We start from the raw sequence: 17,620 nt of genomic DNA on the forward strand, positions 1-17,620 counted from the left end.
TCCCGTAGCGTCCCATTCCCTGGCCCACCCCGCTGCTATTACTAAAAGCCCTCAGTGGAAAGATCTTGTACTCCCAGTTGGGCGGCAACGGCCGCTAACGAGCGCCGGCGTTCGGCAGCATAAAGAGCATACGGGTCGTTTAGATGGCACCCCAACACGCCCTCCAACCAGGTCGCATCCTTGGCACTCCCATCCTTTGTACCGTCGACGCTACCCTCCTGTGTGAGGTTTGAGGAGAAAATTCCGGCAGCTGACCGAGGGAGGAAGTCTTCATACACAATCGGTTCCAGATTGATCCAGTCGTCCCTGAGCAGGGCGGAAAGATTCGACGGTGGGCGCTCTCCGTCAACTGGCCGCTCGGTGTTGACCGTAAAGTTGTAATACGCCAAGTCCTGCATCGCCAGTTCATGATGGGAAGCAGGCATCCTTTCATGCCAGACGTTTGCGGCAATCTCGGAGCGTTCGATGTCGGGCGCATCACTCGACCGCTTGTCGACTTCTTCCATCAGCCGGTCATAGAGATCACGCCCCGCCGGTGTCAGCGCCACTCCCCGTGCCTCCACTTCACCGAACCGTACGCGAAGTTCGCCGGCACGGACGGTCCCGTCTTCTTCCCGAAACTGTCGAGGTTCTGCAAGGGCGCGGAATGAGGTCTGCCGCAGCAGCACGTCTGGACCCTCCCAGCGCGGAGGACCCTGGATCCGGTCAATCATCGTAATTCCTTGATCCTGCATCGACGCGTAGAGGGCGTCGATGTCCAAGACCCGCGGCGTTAGATGGTTGATATGGGTACTGGCAATACCGCCGATATCGGCTGCAACGCTGGAAATACGTTCGAGTGACTCATACCAGGATCGATCCACCGGATCGGCTGACAATTTAAAGGCGTCAACGGCCAGTTCCAAAAATCGGCCGGCGTCTTCTGTGGAAAGTCCAGAGTCTCCAACTGCCCGATCGGCCAGGTGGAGCAGTTCGTCGGAGAAAAGGCACCGTCGATCCAAGAACGCTTCCAACCGCGCCTGAAGATCCTCGTCGAAAAAACGCCGGTCGTCGGTCACCAACATAGAGGTGAAGACTCGAAAGGGATTGAATGAGAGCTCCTCCTTCTCGAGCGGGCGGAATGCCGTCGACACCACTGGGATCGGGGAGGGAGCAGCGTCGCGGAGATCGTAGAAGCCGGTCGGATACATGCCGACGGCGGCTAATATTCGGGCCACTTGACCCATCTCTCGAGGGCTGCCCACGCGAATAGCTCCGTGGCGCTCCGCTGTTACGCGGCTCAGGCTGCCCAACCGTTCCGCGTCAGCCCCGTGTCGAGCAACGAACTCGGCATTCACACGCTGGGAAACTTCCACGAGGGTCTTATAGGCCGGCACCTCCTGCCCATATAGGCTTGAAAGCCCTGATGCGAAAAGAGCCCGCATATCCCGCTGGCTGACCAAACCGCTCTTACTGCTCATTTAGAATCCTTTCGGAGGAGAGTGCGCCGCGCAGATCCATCGCCGCACGGACGCGGGATTGTGCCAGGGCCATTGCAGCCTTGTGGGGCTGCACCCCTTCGTCGCTTGCCCTTTTGAGGACGGCCATGGTGTTGGCGCGCAACTTATCGGTGATCGTTGTAAAGACCGGCTCAACTTCTGGACGAAAAGCCGACTGCCTCGCCTCCATGGCGTAGGCGGCGGCGATAATGCCCCCTGCGTTGGCGATGAAGTCCGGCACTACCATGATTCCCCGGGCATGGAGAATTTCCTTGGCTTCCGCCGTCGTGGGCATGTTTGCGCCTTCGACCACCAGCTTGGCTGTGGTCTGTCGTGCCACTTCTCCGGTGATCACATCCTGGAGTGCAGCCGGGATAAGAATATCCGTCGGCACATTGAGCTCCTCGCCAAGCGGCATGGGCTCTATCCCATAGTGGCTGACGCAATCATCACCACACTCCGCGCGGAGTTTCAGCAGGGCGGCCACATCCAAGCCGTCAGAGCTGTACAACACCCCCTTGGACGTCGAAACGGCGACGACTGTTGCTGCCAACTCCTCGAGGCGTTGGGCTGTGGCTGCCCCTACCGCACCAAAGCCTTGGATAACTACGCGGGATCCCGCAGTTTCCATCCCGATCATCCTCGCGGCGGCATCCGTTGCTTCTGCCACCCCGAATCCAGTGACCCCCAACTGGTCGTAGGGAATGCCCCCGAGTTCACGTGGAAGACCCACAGTGGCCCCTCGGGAGCCGAGCTCGTCAAGGAATACCGCCGCGTCAAGCTCGGATAGTCCCATGTCGAGGCCCAGCACATATTCTCGTGGAATCTCGTTGGAGAGTTTTCGCGCAAAGGCACGCAAGACTGCTTCCTTGCCTTGGCCACGTGGGTCGCCCAGAATCGCGGCCTTAGCGCCACCGAAGAAAAGATCAACAGCAGCCCATTTCCAGGTCATAGTTCGAGCCAAGCGGCTAACCTCGTTCACGGTGACCGTGGGGCTCATTCGCGTACCGCCCTTGCCCATGCCGCGCGCGGTGTTGTCGATGACCAAAACCCCGCGCATGCCTGTCTTCCTGTCCGAGACGCACACCACCTTCTCGGGCCCCCATTCATCAATGGATTGCAACAGGTCCTGCGCCATAAAGATCCTCCGCGATTGCTTGGCATAGTCGAGCGATACTTACATGTCTTTGGCTCACGCTATCGGGCGGATGCGACGTTGTCTATAACATGTTACCGGCTATAGACAATTGGCTCTGTGTGTGACTAGAGTAACAAAATGTCCATTGATTCCACGGCAAGCGCAGCTCCTTCCGCGAAATCGCGCTCCCTAGTCTCCCTCAAGAGAGTCAACAAGCACTTCGGAGACCTGCATGTTCTTCAAGACATCGACCTGGAGGTGCAGGCCGGCGAAGTCGTGGTCGTCATTGGTCCCTCAGGGTCCGGGAAATCGACGCTGTGCCGAGCCATCAACAGGCTGGAAACTGTCGACTCCGGGGAGATCCGGATTGATGGAGAGTTACTTCCATCCGAAGGAAAAGCGCTAGCTAGGCTTCGGGCAGACGTGGGAATGGTATTCCAGTCCTTCAACCTTTTCGCCCACAAATCCATTCTGGAGAACGTGACATTGGGCCCCCTCAAGGTCAAGAAAATGGATCGTGCTGAAGCACGCAAGACCGCTCTGCAACTCCTTGAGCGCGTTGGAGTTGCCAACCAGGCCACAAAGCTACCCGCTCAGTTGTCAGGAGGACAACAGCAGCGTGTCGCTATTGCACGCGCCCTGGCTATGGAACCCAAGCTCATGCTTTTCGATGAGCCGACCTCCGCCCTAGATCCGGAAATGATCAACGAAGTCTTAGACAAGATGATCGCGCTGGCCCGGGAGGGGATGACCATGATCGTCGTTACTCATGAGATGGGGTTTGCGCGCAAGGCGGCGGACCGGGTGCTCTTCATGGCAGACGGTCGGATTGTTGAAGAGGGTACTCCTGAAGAGTTCTTTAACAATCCGAAGAGCGACCGGGCGAAGGACTTTCTCAGCAAAATATTGACAACCAACAATTTCGAATCGCACGCTTCACCGATAGGGTCGGAGCTCCCTGAGTAAGGAATGATTATGCACCGTAAACGAATGGCATTGATCGCGTCGGCTGCGGGCGTCGCTTTGGCGCTGACTGCATGTGGCGGGGCGGGCGGGGCAGGCGCCGCCGGCGATGAGGGAGACGGCATCCGCGTAGGCATCAAGTTTGACCAGCCCGGTTTAGGCTTGAAGGAAGGCGACACCTTCACAGGTTTTGATGTTGATGTCGCGCGGTACGTCGCCCAAGAGCTCGGATACTCTGAAGAAGACATCGAATGGGTTCACAGTCCTTCTGCGAATCAAGCCACACTTCTCGCCAATGGCGAGGTTGAATTCATCGTTGGTAGCTATTCCATAACGGAAGAGCGCAAGAAAACTGTGGCATTCGCGGGCCCATATTTTGTTGCAGGCCAAGATCTGTTGGTCCCGATCGACTCCACCATCAAGGGACCCGAAGACCTGAACGGGCTGAACCTTTGCTCGACAACGGGATCGACTTCGGCGAAAAGAATCAAGGATTCGTACGCTGGGAATGTGAACCTTCTCGAACAGGCTGGCACAGCTGAGTGTGTGGCTGCGATGCAGGGTGGAAACATTGACGCCGTAACGACGGATAACCTGATCCTCGCCGGCCTGGCATCCGACCCCGCTTATGACGGCAAGTTCAAACTTGTCGGCAACACGTTCACCGAAGAACGATATGGCATTGGGCTTCCGTTGGAAAATACGCTGTGTGAAGACATAAATGCCGCACTATCCAAGATGATCGACGACGGCTCGTGGCAAAAGTTCCTTGACAGTAACCTGGAAGGAATTGACTTCACTCCAGACGCCGAGAAGAATCCGCCAAAGCAAGACGCCTGCGCCTAAATCTCGTAAAGCGTGGGAGCGGTTGCGACTGCAGCCGCTCCCACACCCAAGTGCGCTCCGCTTTCTTGCACTTCAACGACAACAAGATTGAGTCATGGACGGAATGACCGACTACTTTCATCAATACACATCCCTTTTTGAGACCTTCGATGTGTTGGGCGCATTCTGGGTAAACATTCAGCTGACCTTTTGGGCTGGCATTGGCTCGTTGGTTTTGGGGACAATTATCGCTCTGATGAGAATATCCCCGATCTCCAGCCTCCAATGGGCCGGCGCCAGCTATGTGAATATCTTCAGAAATTTGCCGCTTACGATCCTGTTAGTCATAGGCAGCCTCGGGTTGTGGGCTCAGCTGGAAATCAATCTTGCAAGCGACTTCAACGAAAACTTCTTCCGGCTGGCCGTACTGGGTCTGTCGATTTACCACGCAGCCTACGTATGTGAGGCGATTAGAAGCGGAGTCAATACGGTGCCTTTCGGCCAAGCCGAAGCCGCACGGGCGATAGGTCTGGGGTTCGCCCCTGCAGCTCGGTTTGTCATTCTCCCCCAAGCCTTCCGGGGCGCTATCGTTCCTCTCGGAAACACGTTGATAGCGTTGATAAAAAACACCACGGTTGCTAGCGCAGCAAGTGTTGCTGAAACAGCCGGATTGATGAAGACAATGATCGAGTTCCGCGCCGATGTCACCATCCCCATCTTTCTCACCTTCGCTTTCGGGTACGTGCTCATCATCATCCCGATTGGGATCCTGATCACCTATCTTTCAAAGAAGTTGGCGGTAGCAAGATGAGTTTTGAAAAAAGCGTCCTTTTCGATGCTCCTGGGCCCCGAGCCAAGCGGCGCATGGTTCTCGTGAACCTCTTAGGCGGGGCCGTACTTCTCCTCGTTGGCGGGCTCGCACTGATGGGATTGGCTGAGAAGGGGCAGCTAACTAGCAGCATGTGGGAACCCTTTGTTACCACGGATGCGTGGAAGTTCTACCTCCTTCCCGGACTAGCTAAGACCCTTCAGGCAGCAGCGATAGCCATCGTCACGTCGGTCGCTTTCGGTATCGTTTTTGGCGTAGGGCGTTTGGCAGAAAATGCCCTCATCAAAAGCATCTGTGGAACTGTAGTGGAATTTTTCCGAGCCGTTCCTGTTCTCTTGATGATGATCTTCATCTGGCTGGGACTCAGTGATTCAGGACTAGTGCCCAAGGGAGAGAGTTCCTTCTACTCTGTAGTCATCGCACTTACCTTGTACAACGGGTCGGTCATGGCCGAACTGGTGAGGTCCGGCGTGCACGGTCTACCCAAAGGCCAGCGCGAAGCTGCCTTGGTTATTGGTATGACCAGGACGTCATCGCTGAGGTTCGTTGAATTGCCGCAGGCGCTGTTGGCAATGCTTCCCTCCATAATCAGCCAGTTCATCATTATTCTCAAAGACTCGGCTTTGGGCTACATCATCGGTTTCAGCGAAGTTCTTCTAACCTCGCGGCTGTTGGGCTCGGCCAACGGAAACATCTTGCCCGCACTTATTGTGGCGGGCCTGATCTTCATAGTCATCAATATGTCGCTTGGATGGTTGGCACAACGGTCTTCGACCGTACTAAGCCATCGGAGCACGAACCAGGTAACCATCAAGACCCCGGTGAAGGTGTAATCGGCCGCTAAGTTCCCAACTCGCCAACCGCCTGCGCTTCCCGCCCATGAACGCTCGGAGGCGAGTAGCCACCGCATAGACCGTTTTTGTATAAGCCGCCTCAAGAAGCGCACAGCGCGACGGAAGGTGGTTGTACGGGCCAAGTCAGTGTTTGCCTCCCCGAAACCGACGTCCGGTCGGCTGAAGTTTCAGACGGTAAAAACGCGATCGGTTTGGCGGAAACTGTGGACGGAGGCTGCCCGGGGACGCGGAATGCGGGGCGGGACCAGCCCTGAGCGCCCCGTCCTGCCCTTGGCGGAGTGCTGGAACGATCCGATTGCGGGCTGTCCGCCCCCTCATTCCGGCGAAGGGTACCGGGGGTAGGCCATCCTGAGAATACTGGTCCCATGAGCCTCTTTCGGACCAAGTCAATCGAGCAGTCCATCGCGGACATGACGGAGCCAGGGCGGGAGCTGAAGCGCACGCTGAGCACCTTCGACCTGATGGTCCTCGGTGTGGCAGTCGCCGTCGGGGCGGGCATCTTCTCCGTCGGCGCGAAGGCCGCCGGCAGCTACGCAGGCCCGGCCGTGACCGTGTCCTTCGTGCTGGCGGCCATCACCTGCGCGCTGGCCATCATGTGTTACGCCGAGTTCGCGTCAGCCATTCCCGTGGCCGGCAGCGCCTACACCTATACTTACGCAACTCTGGGCGAACTGCTGGCCTGGATCATCGGCTGGGACCTGATTCTGGAGCTGTTCACGGCGGGGGCCGTCATTGCGAAGTATTGGGGGATCTATCTCAGCAACGTCTTCCTGCTCTTCGACATTAATGTCCCGACCACGGTGAATGTCTTCGGTCTGGAGCTCACCTGGGGTCCGCTGCTGATCGTTGCTGTCTTCACGACCCTGCTGGTTCTTGGCACCGAGCTGTCGGCGCGGGTAAACAATGTCTTCACCATCATCAAGGTTGCCATTGTCCTGTTCGTGATCGTTGTCGGCTTCACGTACGTACGGGCAGAAAACTACACGCCGTTCGTGCCGGAGCCGGTCGCCACCGCGAGCGCCGGGGGGAACGTCTGGACGCAGTCGCTGTTCTCCTTCCTCAGCGGCGCCGAGCCCCAGCAGTACGGCGTGGTGGGCATCCTGGCGGGTGCGGCATTGGTGTTCTTCGCCTTCATTGGATTCGACGTCGTGGCTACGAGCGCGGAAGAGGTGCGAAACCCGCAAAAGACGCTGCCGCGGGGCATTTTCGGCGGCCTGGCGATCGTGACCGTCCTGTATATCCTGGTCACCCTGGCCCTGACGGGCATGGTGTCCTACCGGGAGCTGGCGGAAGCCGACGAGGCCTCGCTGGCTACGGCGTTCATCGGAGTCGGGGCGGATTGGGCCGCACAGGTCATTTCGATCGGCATCCTGATCGGGCTCACCACCGTCATCATGGTCCTGTTGATGGGCCTCGCCCGGGTTGCCTTCGCGATGAGCCGTGACGGGCTGCTGCCGCGATGGCTCAGCCACACCACCGAGCACCAAAAGACCCCGGCACGGGTGCAGATCCTGGCCGGCGCCCTGGTTGCCCTGGTGGCGGGCTTCACCAACGTGGACGTTCTGGAAGAAATGATCAACATCGGCACCCTCTCGGCCTTCGTGCTGGTGAGCATCGGCATCGTCGTGCTCAGGAGGAAGCGGCCGGATCTGCCCCGCGCCTACCGTGTCCCGGGCTCGCCCGTGGTGCCGATCCTCTCCGCGGTGCTGTGCTTCTGGCTGATGCTGAATCTGACCACGCTCACGTGGGTGCGCTTCGCTGTCTGGCTGCTTATCGGCTTCGCCATCTACTTCCTCTACGGCCGCCAGCATTCTCGGCTGAACCATCCGGAGCTCATATCACTCGAACACCAGCGCGAGGAACACCGCCGACTGGAGCACGAGCAGCGTGTCCGCGACCGGAAGGACCACCGGCACAACCCGGAGCCCTAGCTCCGGGCCGCCGGAGCATGGTAGTCGCTCCCGCTGTCCGGGCCCGGGGTCCGTTCGTCTATGTGCTCCACCCCGGACACCCCGTGGCTATGATGCGAGAAGTTCAGGATTTCGGAGAATGGAGCAACACATGCAACTCGGCGCTTTTTCGCTCAGCCTCGCAGTGAAGGACATTGCGGCTTCCGCCGCGTTCTACGAAAAGCTCGGGTTCAGCAAGCACGGCGGTGATATCACGCAGAACTGGCTGATCCTGAAAAACGGTGAGGCCGTCATCGGACTCTTCCAGGGAATGTTCGACAAGAACGCCTTGACCTTCAACCCGGGCTGGAATCAGGACGCCCAGACCCTTGACTCATTCGCAGATGTGCGCGACCTCCAGCGGCAGCTGAAAGCGGAGGGCGTGGAATTCCTGTCGGAAGCAGACGAGGCAACCACCGGTCCTGCCAGCTTTGTTCTACAGGACCCGGACGGCAACCCGGTCATCGTCGACCAGCACGTTTGATGGCAGACACGAGCAGGCGGCGTCGGCGCCCGCTTGGGCACCGACGCCGCCTGTCGCTTTGCTAGCTGCTGGCTTCGCCGGTGCGGGAACCGAGCTGCTCGTCCAGGCGCAGCAGGCCGGGCCCGTCGTCGTTGACCAGCTTGACCCGGCCGATGATCTCACCGACCGTGGCTTCTTCCTCCAACTGCTCGTCGACGAACCAGTTGAGCAGCGGGATGGAGTCGATGTCGCCCTCCTGCTGGGCGAGCCGGTACAGGTCGCGGATCGACTCGGAGACCTTCTTCTCGTGTGCCAGCGAAGCTTCGAACGCCTGCAGTACGGTCTCGGCGAAAATTGTCGGAGCCGTGATCGCCTGGATCTTGGGGTGGGCGCCGCGGTCCATCATGTGCTCGATGAACTTGTTCGCGTGGACCACCTCTTCCTCGGCCTGGGCGCGGAACCAGCCGGCGATCCCGGGCAGGTCGATGGCATCCATCTCGATGGCGAGCTGGCGGTAGACCACGGAGGCCTGGAGTTCCAGCGTGACCTGGTCATTAAACGCTTCTGCGAGTTTTCCTGTGAGTCCCATGGCACCAGATTAGGCGCCGGTTTGTATCCCCGCCAGCAAGGTAAGGCAAGCCAAGATTAGGGAAGCCTCGGCTACCCGTTCCCTGAACTGTCGGTGGCGCTGAGCGGCACGCCGGGCTTCGCCAGCCCTTCAACCACGACGGCGAGGGGAAGCTTGGCCAGCTCCTCCGGCTTGAGCAGCAGGTTGCTGGAGCGGTTACCGCCGCCCATCACCACGCGTTCCCGGTCCAGCACGGCGGCATCGATGTAGACGGGGTGGCCGGAGGTCCCGATGGCGGTCACTCCCCCGATCTCCATGCCGGTCACGGCTTGGGTGGTCTCCGCGTCGGCGAAGGACGCGCGCTTCACGCCCAGGAGTTCGCGGACCGTCTTGTTCACGTCCAGCCGGGCGGTCCCCAGCACCACGCACACCGCGTACCTGGCCGGTTCCACCTTCTTCGACGCCACCAGGATGGTGTTGGCCGACTGCTCCAGGGCGAAGCCGTAGTGTGCACAAAACGCCGCCGTGTCCGCCAGATCCGGGTCGCAGTCGAGGACCTCATAGACGAGACCGTTCCCGGCGAGCGCTGCCTCGACGGCGGGCAGCAGTTTGGTCGTGCTCACTGCGCCCCGGTTGCCTCGACGGTCTTGGTGACGGCGGCCAGGATGGCTTCGCCGAGCTCGGCCGGTTTGGTGAACTGAGGCCAGTGCCCCGTGGGCAGGTGCACGTACTCCACGTCCCGGATTCTGGCCAGTTCGACCACTTGGGGTGCGCCGGCGTCGATCCAGCCTTGCAGCTGTTCGGGTGTGAACTCGCAGGTGATCACCGTGACCGGCACGTTGAAACGCCGCTCGTCAAAGAGGTGCTGCGGGTCGGAGGCGACGCCCCTTGGCTGCGGGATGGCCCGGGCGCGGAACGCGGCGCGGAGCTCCTCGTCGAGGTCCACCAGGTCTTCCTCCTCGAAGAGGCTCCAGTCCGGCAGCGGCACCTCGTCCCCTTCGGCCGGCAGTTCGTCGTTGATCACGCCGCCTTCGCCCAGCGGCCCGCTGTCCACGTAGACGGCACGGGCGATCCTGTCCGGCCGCTGGTCCACCACGCCGTGGATGATGGCCCCGCCGCCGGAGTGGCCCACGAGGGCCACCGGCCCGTCCAAGCCGTCCACTGCCTTGACGGTCGCGTCGATGTGGTCGCGCAGTCCGATCCCCGCGCGCGGCGCATCCGGCGCTTCCAGTCCGGGCAGGGTCAGCGGGTGTACCCGGTGCCCGGCGGAGACCAACGGCGGGGTCACCTCCGCCCACGAGGATGCGTCCAACCAGAATCCGGGTACCAGGATGATGTCCATGTCAGGTGACTCTAGTGCCCGACCGTGACCCCGAACACCCTTGAGGCGGAATTCAGGACAGCCACGGTCCCTGAGACGGCACACGGAGGAGCACGGCGGCGGCCCGCCTGCCCGAAGAGCCATAGGCTGGCTTCGGAAAGCTTATTGGCCCGACCCGGAGGACCGCATGGGAATCATGAACGACCTGCTGGGGCCGGCCGCCGTCGAGCAACTGGGCACTTGCCTGGCCGGAACCGGTGACCAATCTGCGTGGCCGGCGCTTCGGGAAGCGGGAGGTCGGCTTGAGCCGCTGCCCCTGCGGGCCCGCGCCGACGTGCTGGCGGAAGCGCTCCTCGTCGACCTGGCTGCCGGTTACGAACCGGCCGCCGCCGTGATCCGCGCGGCGCTGGACGACGGCGCCTTCACCGGCTGGATGCTCTGGCCGGTGGGTGAGGCGGCCGTGACCCGCGCCTTGGAAGACGGGAGTCAGCGGGCCTTCGACGACGCGATGGCGCTGCTCGCGGAACTGACTCCGCGGATGACGAGCGAGTTCGCCATCCGCCGGCTGTTGATCCGAGACCTGGACCGGGCGCTGGGAATCATCCGGGACTGGACGGCCCACCCGGATGACCAGGTGCGGCGGCTGGCCAGCGAAGGGACGCGGCCGTACCTGCCGTGGGCCGTCCGGGTTCCCGGTATCGTCGCCCGGCCGGCGGCCACCTTGCCGATCCTCGACGAGCTGTTCCAGGACGAGAGCGACGCCGTCCGCCGCTCGGTGGCCAACCACCTGAACGATGTCTCGCGGCACGCCCCGGAGGACGTGGTGGCGACCGCGGCCCGGTGGAACGCTGCGCCGGGTGCCCACACCGCCCGGGTGGTGCGGCACGGGCTGCGCACCCTGGTGAAGAAGGCCCATCCCGGTGCGCTCGCAGCGCTGGGTTTCACCTCCAGCGCCCTCTCGGTGGCCGTCCCGCAACTCGACCGGGACACTGTCCACCTGCCCGGGGAGCTCGGCTTCGCCGTCGAGATCCGCAATGAAGCGGACGCCCCGGCCCGCGTGGCGGTGGACTATGTGGTCCACTACGTCAAGGCCAGCGGTTCGCTGGCTCCGAAGGTCTTCAAGCTGGCGGTCGCCGACCTCGCCCCGGGCGAGGCCCGGCAGTTCCGCAAAGCGCACGCCTTCCGCCAGATGACCACGCGCGTGCATTACCCCGGCCGGCACCTCGTCCAGGTGCAGGCCAACGGAACGCTGTCGCCCGAGGCGGGCTTCGACGTCGTGCTCTGACACAGGCGCCGTGCGCACACGTTGGAATTCGCTCTTGGCATGGTGCGCCCGCGTCTACCCGTTTGGGCCGGTGGCATCCGGTAATCTTGCTCCAACGTTTCTCCGGGGTGTGCCGGCCCTGACGGCACACCCCGGAGGCTCCGACCCGTCCCACAAGGAAAAGCGCATGAAGTTTGACTTGCCCTTGCCGCAAAGCACGTGCAGCGCGGCGCGCATCCGTCCAGGCGGACTCATCCGACAGACAGGACTCCTATGACCCCGTTGGCCGAGCAGGAACGCAAGCTCCAGGTTTCGCACCACGACGCTGAAGACATCGGCGCGCTGGCCGCCGACATCGTTGCCGGCCTCCTCGACGAGCTGCCCCGTCCCGTCATCGGGCTGGCCACCGGGTCTTCGCCGCTGCCGCTGTATCAGTCCTTGGCGCGGCGCCGCCTGGATCTGTCCGGGGTCCGCTGGTTCGCGCTGGACGAATACGTGGGACTTCCGGCCGGGCACCCGGAGAGCTACGCGCAGGTGATCGACCGGGAAGTGATCCGGCCGCTGGGGCTCGACCGGGCGTCGGTCCTGCTGCCGGACGCCGACCGGGCCGACGTGGACCGGGCCGCGGCGGACTATGAAGCGGCCATCGCGTCGGCGGGCGGGATCGACCTGCAGATCCTGGGCATCGGCCACAACGGCCATCTGGCCTTCAACGAGCCCGGCTCGGCCCTGGATTCCCGGACCCGGGTCGAGGAGCTGACGATGACGACGCGCCGGGCGAATGCCCGGTTCTTCCCGTCGCTCGACGACGTCCCCACCCGCTGCATCACGCAGGGCTTGGGCACCATCCTGGATGCCAGGCGTCTGCTGTTGTTGGTGCAGGGCAGGGACAAGGCCGACATCCTTCACCGCGCGCTGACCGGGCCCGTCGACCCGGACTGCCCGGCCTCGGTGCTCCAGCTGCATCCAGACGTCACCGTCCTCACCGATGTCGAGGCAGGCTTCCGGTTTTCCGCCGGATAGGCCTCGATCCGCCATGACACGCCACGGCGCCGGCAGCACCAACGGCTCCCCCGTCCCGTTCCGCGAAGCGGAACGTGCTCCGCGGCCGGGCGGCCGGATAATCCTCAGGGGCAGAATCCACACCGGCGAGGGTGAACTGCGGGACGGAGCCGTTGCGGTGTCCGGCGCGGAGATCAGCTACGTCGGCCCGGCGGAGGCGCTGCCGCCCGGCGAGGCGGACACCGTCGTCGACGTCCCCGCCGGCCAGCGAATGATCCCCGGGCTGGTCGACCTGCACTGCCACGGTGCCTTCGGCGTCGATTTCACCACCGCCCCCGAAGCCGACGCGCGCCGCGCGGCGGCCGGCATCCATGCTGCTGGCACCACCACCCTGCTGGCGAGCCTGGTGACCGCTCCGCCCCGGGATCTGCTCGGCGGACTCGACGTCCTCGCGCGGCTCGCCGCCGATGGCGAGGTAGCCGGCATCCACGTGGAGGGGCCGTTCCTGTCACCTGAACGGTGCGGCGCCCAGGACCCGCGCTGGCTGCTGGAACCAAACCTCGGCCTGGCACGGGAGCTGCTCGCCGGCGGCCGCGGCTTCCTGCGCACCATGACGTACGCCCCGGAGCTGCCCGGCGCCGACGAACTCGTGGAACTGCTCGCCGGCCACGGCGTAATCCCCTCGCTGGGCCACACGGCGGCGGAGACCGCGGTCGCGGCCGGCTCCCTGCGCCACGCACGGGATGCCCTCGCCCGGCGGTCTGGCGGGGGGCCGGCGGTGCCCACGGTGACGCACCTGTTCAACGGAATGGAGCCGCTGCACCAGCGCTCCCCCGGCGCCGTGGTCGCGTGCCTCCGGGCCGCCCGCGCCGGCGAGGCCGTCGTGGAGCTCATCGCGGACAATATCCACCTGCACCCCGACCTCGTCGTGACGATGTTCGAACTGCTGGGCGCGGACAACATCGCCTTGGTCACCGATTCGATGGCGGCCGCCGGATTATCCGACGGCGTGTACTCCCTGGGACCGGCGGAGGTGCGGGTGCACTCGGGAGTGGCCCGCCTGGCCTCCGGAGCCATCGCCGGAGGCACCGCCGGCATGATGGACGTGGTGCGGAACGCCGTCGAGGCCGAAGTGCCCTTCGACCGGGCCCTCCGGTCGGCCACCGTGGTCCCGGCCCGGACCATCGGCCTGGCCGGCAGCGTCGGCACCCTCGCTCACGGCAGGTTGGCCGACCTCGTGATCATCGATGAAGCCCTGGCGGTCACCGGCGTCATGCGCCGGGGCCGGTGGCTGGGCCGTCACTGAGCGCGACAGGACCGGCGGGGATGGAATACCAGCCTGCCGGCCACGTTGTGACTGGTATGCAGCCTGCCTCCCTTCCGGTCTCCATCCTGGACCGCGCCAACGCCCGTGAGGGCACCTCGGCGTCCGCGGCCCTGAGCGCCACCGTCCGCCGGGCCCGGCATGCCGAGCAGCTGGGCTACCACCGCTTCTGGGTGGCCGAGCACCACGGTGTGCCGGGGATCGCCGGTTCGGCTCCGACGGTGCTGATGGCCGCGGTGGCATCGCAGACCGAACGCATCCGCGTCGGCTCCGGCGGAGTGATGCTGCCCAACCACCAACCGCTGGTGGTGGCCGAACAGGCCGCCACCCTGCAGGCACTTTTTCCCGGCCGAATCGATCTCGGGATAGGACGCTCCGTCGGATTCACGCCGGCGGTACGCGCGGCGCTGCGGCAGGAGAAGGGCGCCGCGGACCGCTTCGGCGAGGACCTGGCAGAACTGATGGCCTATCTCGACGGCAGCGCCGCCGTCACTGCCCGCCCGTACGACGGCGGTGCGACGCCGCTTTTCGTGTTGGCCACCGGCAAGGGGGCGGACATTGCCGCCCAGGCCGGCCTCGCCGTCGTGGTGGGCGGTCCTGCCTTTACCGGTAGTAATCCGGAACCGGCCCGCGGGGTTTTGGCTCGCTACCGGAAAAATTTTCGACCCTCCGCCTCATGCCCCGAACCGTACGTGATCGCCTCCGCCACCGTGGCCGTTGCCGAAACCGCCGACGAGGCGCGGGACCTGCTGCTGCCGGAGGCGTGGGCAATGGCGCAGTCCCGCACGCGCGGGGAGTTCCCGCCGCTGGCGCCCGCCGACTCCGTCCGGTCAGCTCCGATGACCTCCCGGCAGGAGCGCCTGGTGGCCGAGTCCCTGGCTGCCTCGGTGCACGGAACCGCCGACCAGGTGGGCCGGCGGCTCGGACGCTTGCTGGAGGTGACCGGTGCCGACGAGCTCATGGTCACCACCAACACCTTCGACACGACCGCGCTGGCCGACACCGACCGGCGGCTTGCCGCGCTGTTGGGCCTCGGGCGTCAACTCAGTTGAACCACCTGGCGGCGGCGGGTGCGGGTCAGGCTCCGAATACGGTTTCGACTTCCACGCGGACGACGTCGAGGAACTTTTGGAACCCCGGTTCTTCCACTGGAAAATGTCCGCATCCCTCGAGCTCAACCAGTCGATGGTTACCGGCAAGCCGGTTCAGGAACCGGCTGCTGATCCCTGTGGGGGTCCACCGATCCTCGCCCGGATGGACCAGCAGGACGGGCGGTCCGCCATATGACTCCGGCGGCACTGCCGGGCCGGCCTCCAGAAACGACCGGAACCAGCTCAGTGGCATGGAACCTCCCCCGCCGCGCGAATCGCGCAGGACCTGGGCGGATAGCCCGGTGTCGTTGGAAATTTTCCGCATCGGGGCGACCCACCGCAGCGGAAAAGGTATCCGCTCAAGCGGCCCGCTGATGGCCTTGAGGAAGGGCGCCGCGAGACGGGCCATCCACGGGGCACGCACGACGGCCGAGCGAACGCCGGGGTCGGTGCCGTCGAGCAGGCACGTCACGATCACCCGGTCACCCCTGCCGCTCAAGGCAGCCGCATCCAGCGCCAGCATGCCGCCCATACTGGCCCCCAGGAGCAGCAGCGGCCTCTGATCGGCGATGCGCGCCGCCAGGTCCGCCAGAAGCCGCTGCCAGTCCTGATACGAAATGTCCGCGCTTCCGCGGGGACGCGTACGTCCATAGCCCGGAAGGTCAACGAGCGTGACGAGGGCTCCCAGTTGCGACAGATGCGCCGCAAAGGGCCACATGGCCGCAGCGTTCCCTCCCCCGCCGTGCACCAGAAGCATCCGCACCGGCGCTTCAGGGGCCCCGACGTGTTCAACGTGTACGTCCCACCCGCGCCAGGCCCAGGTCTCTGCGCGTCGTTCAACCGACGGATCGATTGGACGGACGTAGGGCTCGTACCTGCGGTCGGCCGCTGTGAAACTCACGCCCTGATCCTTCCCGACGACGTCACTTACGCCTGCCCGCTGAACCCAGAGCCCGGGCGGAGGGCTTCGGCGGGTGTAGGCGTCAGGGACAGATAGCCGATTCCGGGAAGCGCCTCGCGGAGTCTGGCGGTCAGGCGTCGCCGGAGAAGATGGTAACCGTCGACGGTCATGGCCGGGTCCACCACAAGCGTGGCGGAAACATTGAGCCGATGGCCATTCCAGCGAAGCCGCACCTCCGACAGTCCCCTGACTTCGCTCTCGGCCAGCAGGATCTGTTCGGCACGGTCGACGAGCTCAGGCTCCACACCGTCGAGCAGGCGGCGGCCGATGTCGCGGGCGGTGCCCCAGAGCAGAACAATGATCGCGGCGGTGATGACCAGGCCAACGATGGGGTCGGCCAGCGGGAAACCCAGCCAGACCCCAATGACACCCAGAACCACGGCCAGCGACGTGAAGCCGTCGGTGCGGGCGTGGATGCCGTCGGCCACCAAGGCGGCCGAGCCGATGCTCCGCCCGACCCTGATCCGGTAGATGGCCACCAACTCGTTGCCGGCAAAACCGACGAGCCCTGCCGCGAGGACCCAGCCCAAGTTGTGCAGGGGCTGCGGGTTCAGCAGCCGGTCAATGGACTGCCAGCCGGCGCCCAGGGCCGAAAGCGCGATCATGGCCACGATGAACAGCCCGGCAAGGTCCTCGGCCCGGCCAAAGCCAAACGTATAGCGGCGGGTGGGCTGCCGCGTCCCCAGAATGAAGGCGATCCACAGCGGGATGGCGGTCAGCGCATCGGAGAAATTATGGATCGTGTCGGCCAACAGGGCGACCGAGCCGCTGATCACCACGACAACCAGCTGCAGCACGGCGGTGGCGCCGAGCCCTGCCAAGCTCAGCTTTACCGCACGGATGCCCTTTGCACTGGATTCCAGCGCATCGTCGATGGAGTCGGCGGTGTCGTGGCTATGCGGGACAAAAAGCCCGTGAAAAAATCCTTTCAGCCCCGTCGGGTGGCTGTGGTCATGGCTGTGCGGGTGCTCGCCGTGGCTCTGGCCGTGCCCGTGGTTGCCGTGGTCGTGGTCATCGTCGCTGGGCCCGTGACCGCCGTGGTCGCGCCCGTGCTCGTCTGCGGCCTCTTCGGCCTCGCCGGCTGCAGAGTGTCCGGCCTGCGGATGCGCGCTCATGATGCCTGCGGCCGGGGAGCGCTGTGATGTGCCGGAAGACCACCGAGGGAGTGCTCCGCCTGGAAAACAGCATCGGCAACCAACTGCCGGGCATGTTCGTTCTCCAGCCGGTAGTACACCTTGGTGCCCTCCTGCCGCGCCGCCACGATGCGTCCCAGGCGCAGTTTCGCCAGATGCTGCGATACCGCGGCCGGCGACTTTCCCACCGTCTCGGCCAGTTCGTTCACCGGCAGCTCGGTATCCCGCAGGGCCAGGATGATGCGCACGCGGGTGGCGTCGGCCAGCATCGCAAAGACCTCGACGGCCAGCTCAACATACTGGCTGTCTACGTCGAGCCTGCAACTCTTCTTATCTGCATTCATACGCAGATAATCGCACAACCCGCCCCGGACGGCAATGGTTCACAGCGGGAGAGTGGTCAGAGGCTGGCGAGGAGGTCCTGCATTTCCTGTATTTCGCCTTCCTGGTCTTCAAT

General features: G+C 63.9%; 18 protein-coding genes. 10 read left to right on the forward strand and 8 right to left on the reverse strand.

What is annotated here, in order from left to right; genetic code table 11:
* Positions 1-41: 41 nt before the first annotated feature.
* The gene (gene hglS / locus AC5RWG_RS09140) at positions 42-1,460 is read right to left on the reverse strand and encodes a 2-oxoadipate dioxygenase/decarboxylase (protein ID WP_494166804.1); all 1,419 of its coding nucleotides are present in this window, start codon (positions 1,458-1,460) and stop codon (positions 42-44) included.
* Entirely contained in the window at positions 1,450-2,616 is a 1,167-nt protein-coding gene (locus tag AC5RWG_RS09145) for a Glu/Leu/Phe/Val family dehydrogenase (protein ID WP_494101363.1), read from the reverse strand. The genes hglS and AC5RWG_RS09145 overlap by 11 nt, the downstream gene beginning before the upstream one ends.
* Before the next feature lie 138 nt (positions 2,617-2,754).
* Between AC5RWG_RS09145 and AC5RWG_RS09150 the strand changes: the two genes are divergently transcribed.
* The 6 genes from AC5RWG_RS09150 (at position 2,755) to AC5RWG_RS09175 (ending at position 8,520) form a co-directional block, all read left to right on the forward strand.
* A complete protein-coding gene (locus AC5RWG_RS09150) occupies positions 2,755-3,582 on the forward strand; it encodes an amino acid ABC transporter ATP-binding protein (protein ID WP_494166805.1) in 828 nt (275 codons plus the stop codon).
* 9 nt (positions 3,583-3,591) lie between these two features.
* The gene (locus tag AC5RWG_RS09155) at positions 3,592-4,425 is read left to right on the forward strand and encodes a glutamate ABC transporter substrate-binding protein (protein ID WP_494101361.1); all 834 of its coding nucleotides are present in this window, start codon (positions 3,592-3,594) and stop codon (positions 4,423-4,425) included.
* A 103-nt stretch (positions 4,426-4,528) separates the two neighbouring features.
* The gene (locus AC5RWG_RS09160) at positions 4,529-5,215 is read left to right on the forward strand and encodes an amino acid ABC transporter permease (protein WP_494101374.1); all 687 of its coding nucleotides are present in this window, start codon (positions 4,529-4,531) and stop codon (positions 5,213-5,215) included.
* The gene (locus tag AC5RWG_RS09165; RefSeq protein ID WP_494101360.1) at positions 5,212-6,066 is read left to right on the forward strand and encodes an amino acid ABC transporter permease; all 855 of its coding nucleotides are present in this window, start codon (positions 5,212-5,214) and stop codon (positions 6,064-6,066) included. The genes AC5RWG_RS09160 and AC5RWG_RS09165 overlap by 4 nt, the downstream gene beginning before the upstream one ends.
* 386 nt (positions 6,067-6,452) lie before the next feature.
* Positions 6,453-8,018, forward strand: coding sequence for an amino acid permease (locus AC5RWG_RS09170; RefSeq protein WP_494025135.1), 1,566 nt, complete (start codon positions 6,453-6,455; stop codon positions 8,016-8,018).
* 118 nt (positions 8,019-8,136) lie between these two features.
* On the forward strand, positions 8,137-8,520 hold the full coding sequence (locus AC5RWG_RS09175) for a VOC family protein (RefSeq protein ID WP_494000944.1): 384 nt from the start codon (positions 8,137-8,139) through the stop codon (positions 8,518-8,520).
* Positions 8,521-8,581: 61 nt separating this feature from the next.
* Here AC5RWG_RS09175 and AC5RWG_RS09180 read toward each other — a convergent pair whose 3' ends face one another.
* From AC5RWG_RS09180 to AC5RWG_RS09190, 3 genes are all read right to left on the reverse strand, one after another.
* Positions 8,582-9,088 (reverse strand): ferritin, encoded by a 507-nt coding sequence (locus AC5RWG_RS09180; protein ID WP_494000945.1) that lies wholly within the window; start codon positions 9,086-9,088, stop codon positions 8,582-8,584.
* 71 nt (positions 9,089-9,159) lie between these two features.
* A complete protein-coding gene (locus AC5RWG_RS09185; protein ID WP_494166806.1) occupies positions 9,160-9,690 on the reverse strand; it encodes a YbaK/EbsC family protein in 531 nt (176 codons plus the stop codon).
* Positions 9,687-10,409, reverse strand: coding sequence for an alpha/beta fold hydrolase (locus AC5RWG_RS09190; protein WP_494074633.1), 723 nt, complete (start codon positions 10,407-10,409; stop codon positions 9,687-9,689). Before AC5RWG_RS09190 ends, AC5RWG_RS09185 begins: the two co-directional genes overlap by 4 nt.
* 166 nt (positions 10,410-10,575) lie before the next feature.
* Between AC5RWG_RS09190 and AC5RWG_RS09195 the strand changes: the two genes are divergently transcribed.
* From AC5RWG_RS09195 to AC5RWG_RS09210, 4 genes are all read left to right on the forward strand, one after another.
* Positions 10,576-11,673 carry a DNA alkylation repair protein gene (locus tag AC5RWG_RS09195; RefSeq protein ID WP_494166807.1) on the forward strand — a complete coding sequence of 366 codons (1,098 nt, stop codon included), beginning with the start codon at positions 10,576-10,578 and terminating at the stop codon, positions 11,671-11,673.
* A gap of 252 nt (positions 11,674-11,925) precedes the next feature.
* Entirely contained in the window at positions 11,926-12,675 is a 750-nt protein-coding gene (locus tag AC5RWG_RS09200; RefSeq protein ID WP_494049296.1) for a glucosamine-6-phosphate deaminase, read from the forward strand.
* Between the two features lie 13 nt (positions 12,676-12,688).
* Positions 12,689-13,960, forward strand: a complete 1,272-nt coding sequence (locus tag AC5RWG_RS09205) for an N-acetylglucosamine-6-phosphate deacetylase (RefSeq protein WP_494166808.1) — start codon at positions 12,689-12,691, stop codon at positions 13,958-13,960.
* A 20-nt stretch (positions 13,961-13,980) separates the two neighbouring features.
* The gene (locus AC5RWG_RS09210) at positions 13,981-15,030 is read left to right on the forward strand and encodes an LLM class flavin-dependent oxidoreductase (RefSeq protein ID WP_494166809.1); all 1,050 of its coding nucleotides are present in this window, start codon (positions 13,981-13,983) and stop codon (positions 15,028-15,030) included.
* Positions 15,031-15,055: 25 nt separating this feature from the next.
* Here the strand turns inward: AC5RWG_RS09210 and AC5RWG_RS09215 are convergent, their stop codons facing one another.
* From AC5RWG_RS09215 to AC5RWG_RS09225, 3 genes are read right to left on the reverse strand one after another with little or no spacing between them, the layout of a single operon-like run.
* Positions 15,056-15,970 carry an alpha/beta hydrolase gene (locus AC5RWG_RS09215; protein ID WP_494166810.1) on the reverse strand — a complete coding sequence of 305 codons (915 nt, stop codon included), beginning with the start codon at positions 15,968-15,970 and terminating at the stop codon, positions 15,056-15,058.
* Between the two features lie 26 nt (positions 15,971-15,996).
* Positions 15,997-17,145, reverse strand: a complete 1,149-nt coding sequence (locus tag AC5RWG_RS09220; RefSeq protein WP_494138994.1) for a cation diffusion facilitator family transporter — start codon at positions 17,143-17,145, stop codon at positions 15,997-15,999.
* Positions 17,142-17,507: an ArsR/SmtB family transcription factor gene (locus AC5RWG_RS09225; RefSeq protein ID WP_494024153.1), complete on the reverse strand. Its 366-nt coding sequence runs from the start codon at positions 17,505-17,507 to the stop codon at positions 17,142-17,144. The genes AC5RWG_RS09220 and AC5RWG_RS09225 overlap by 4 nt, the downstream gene beginning before the upstream one ends.
* Between the last annotated feature and the right edge of the window lie 113 nt (positions 17,508-17,620).

It is taken from the genome of Arthrobacter sp. Y3221160 (genome assembly GCF_059092585.1).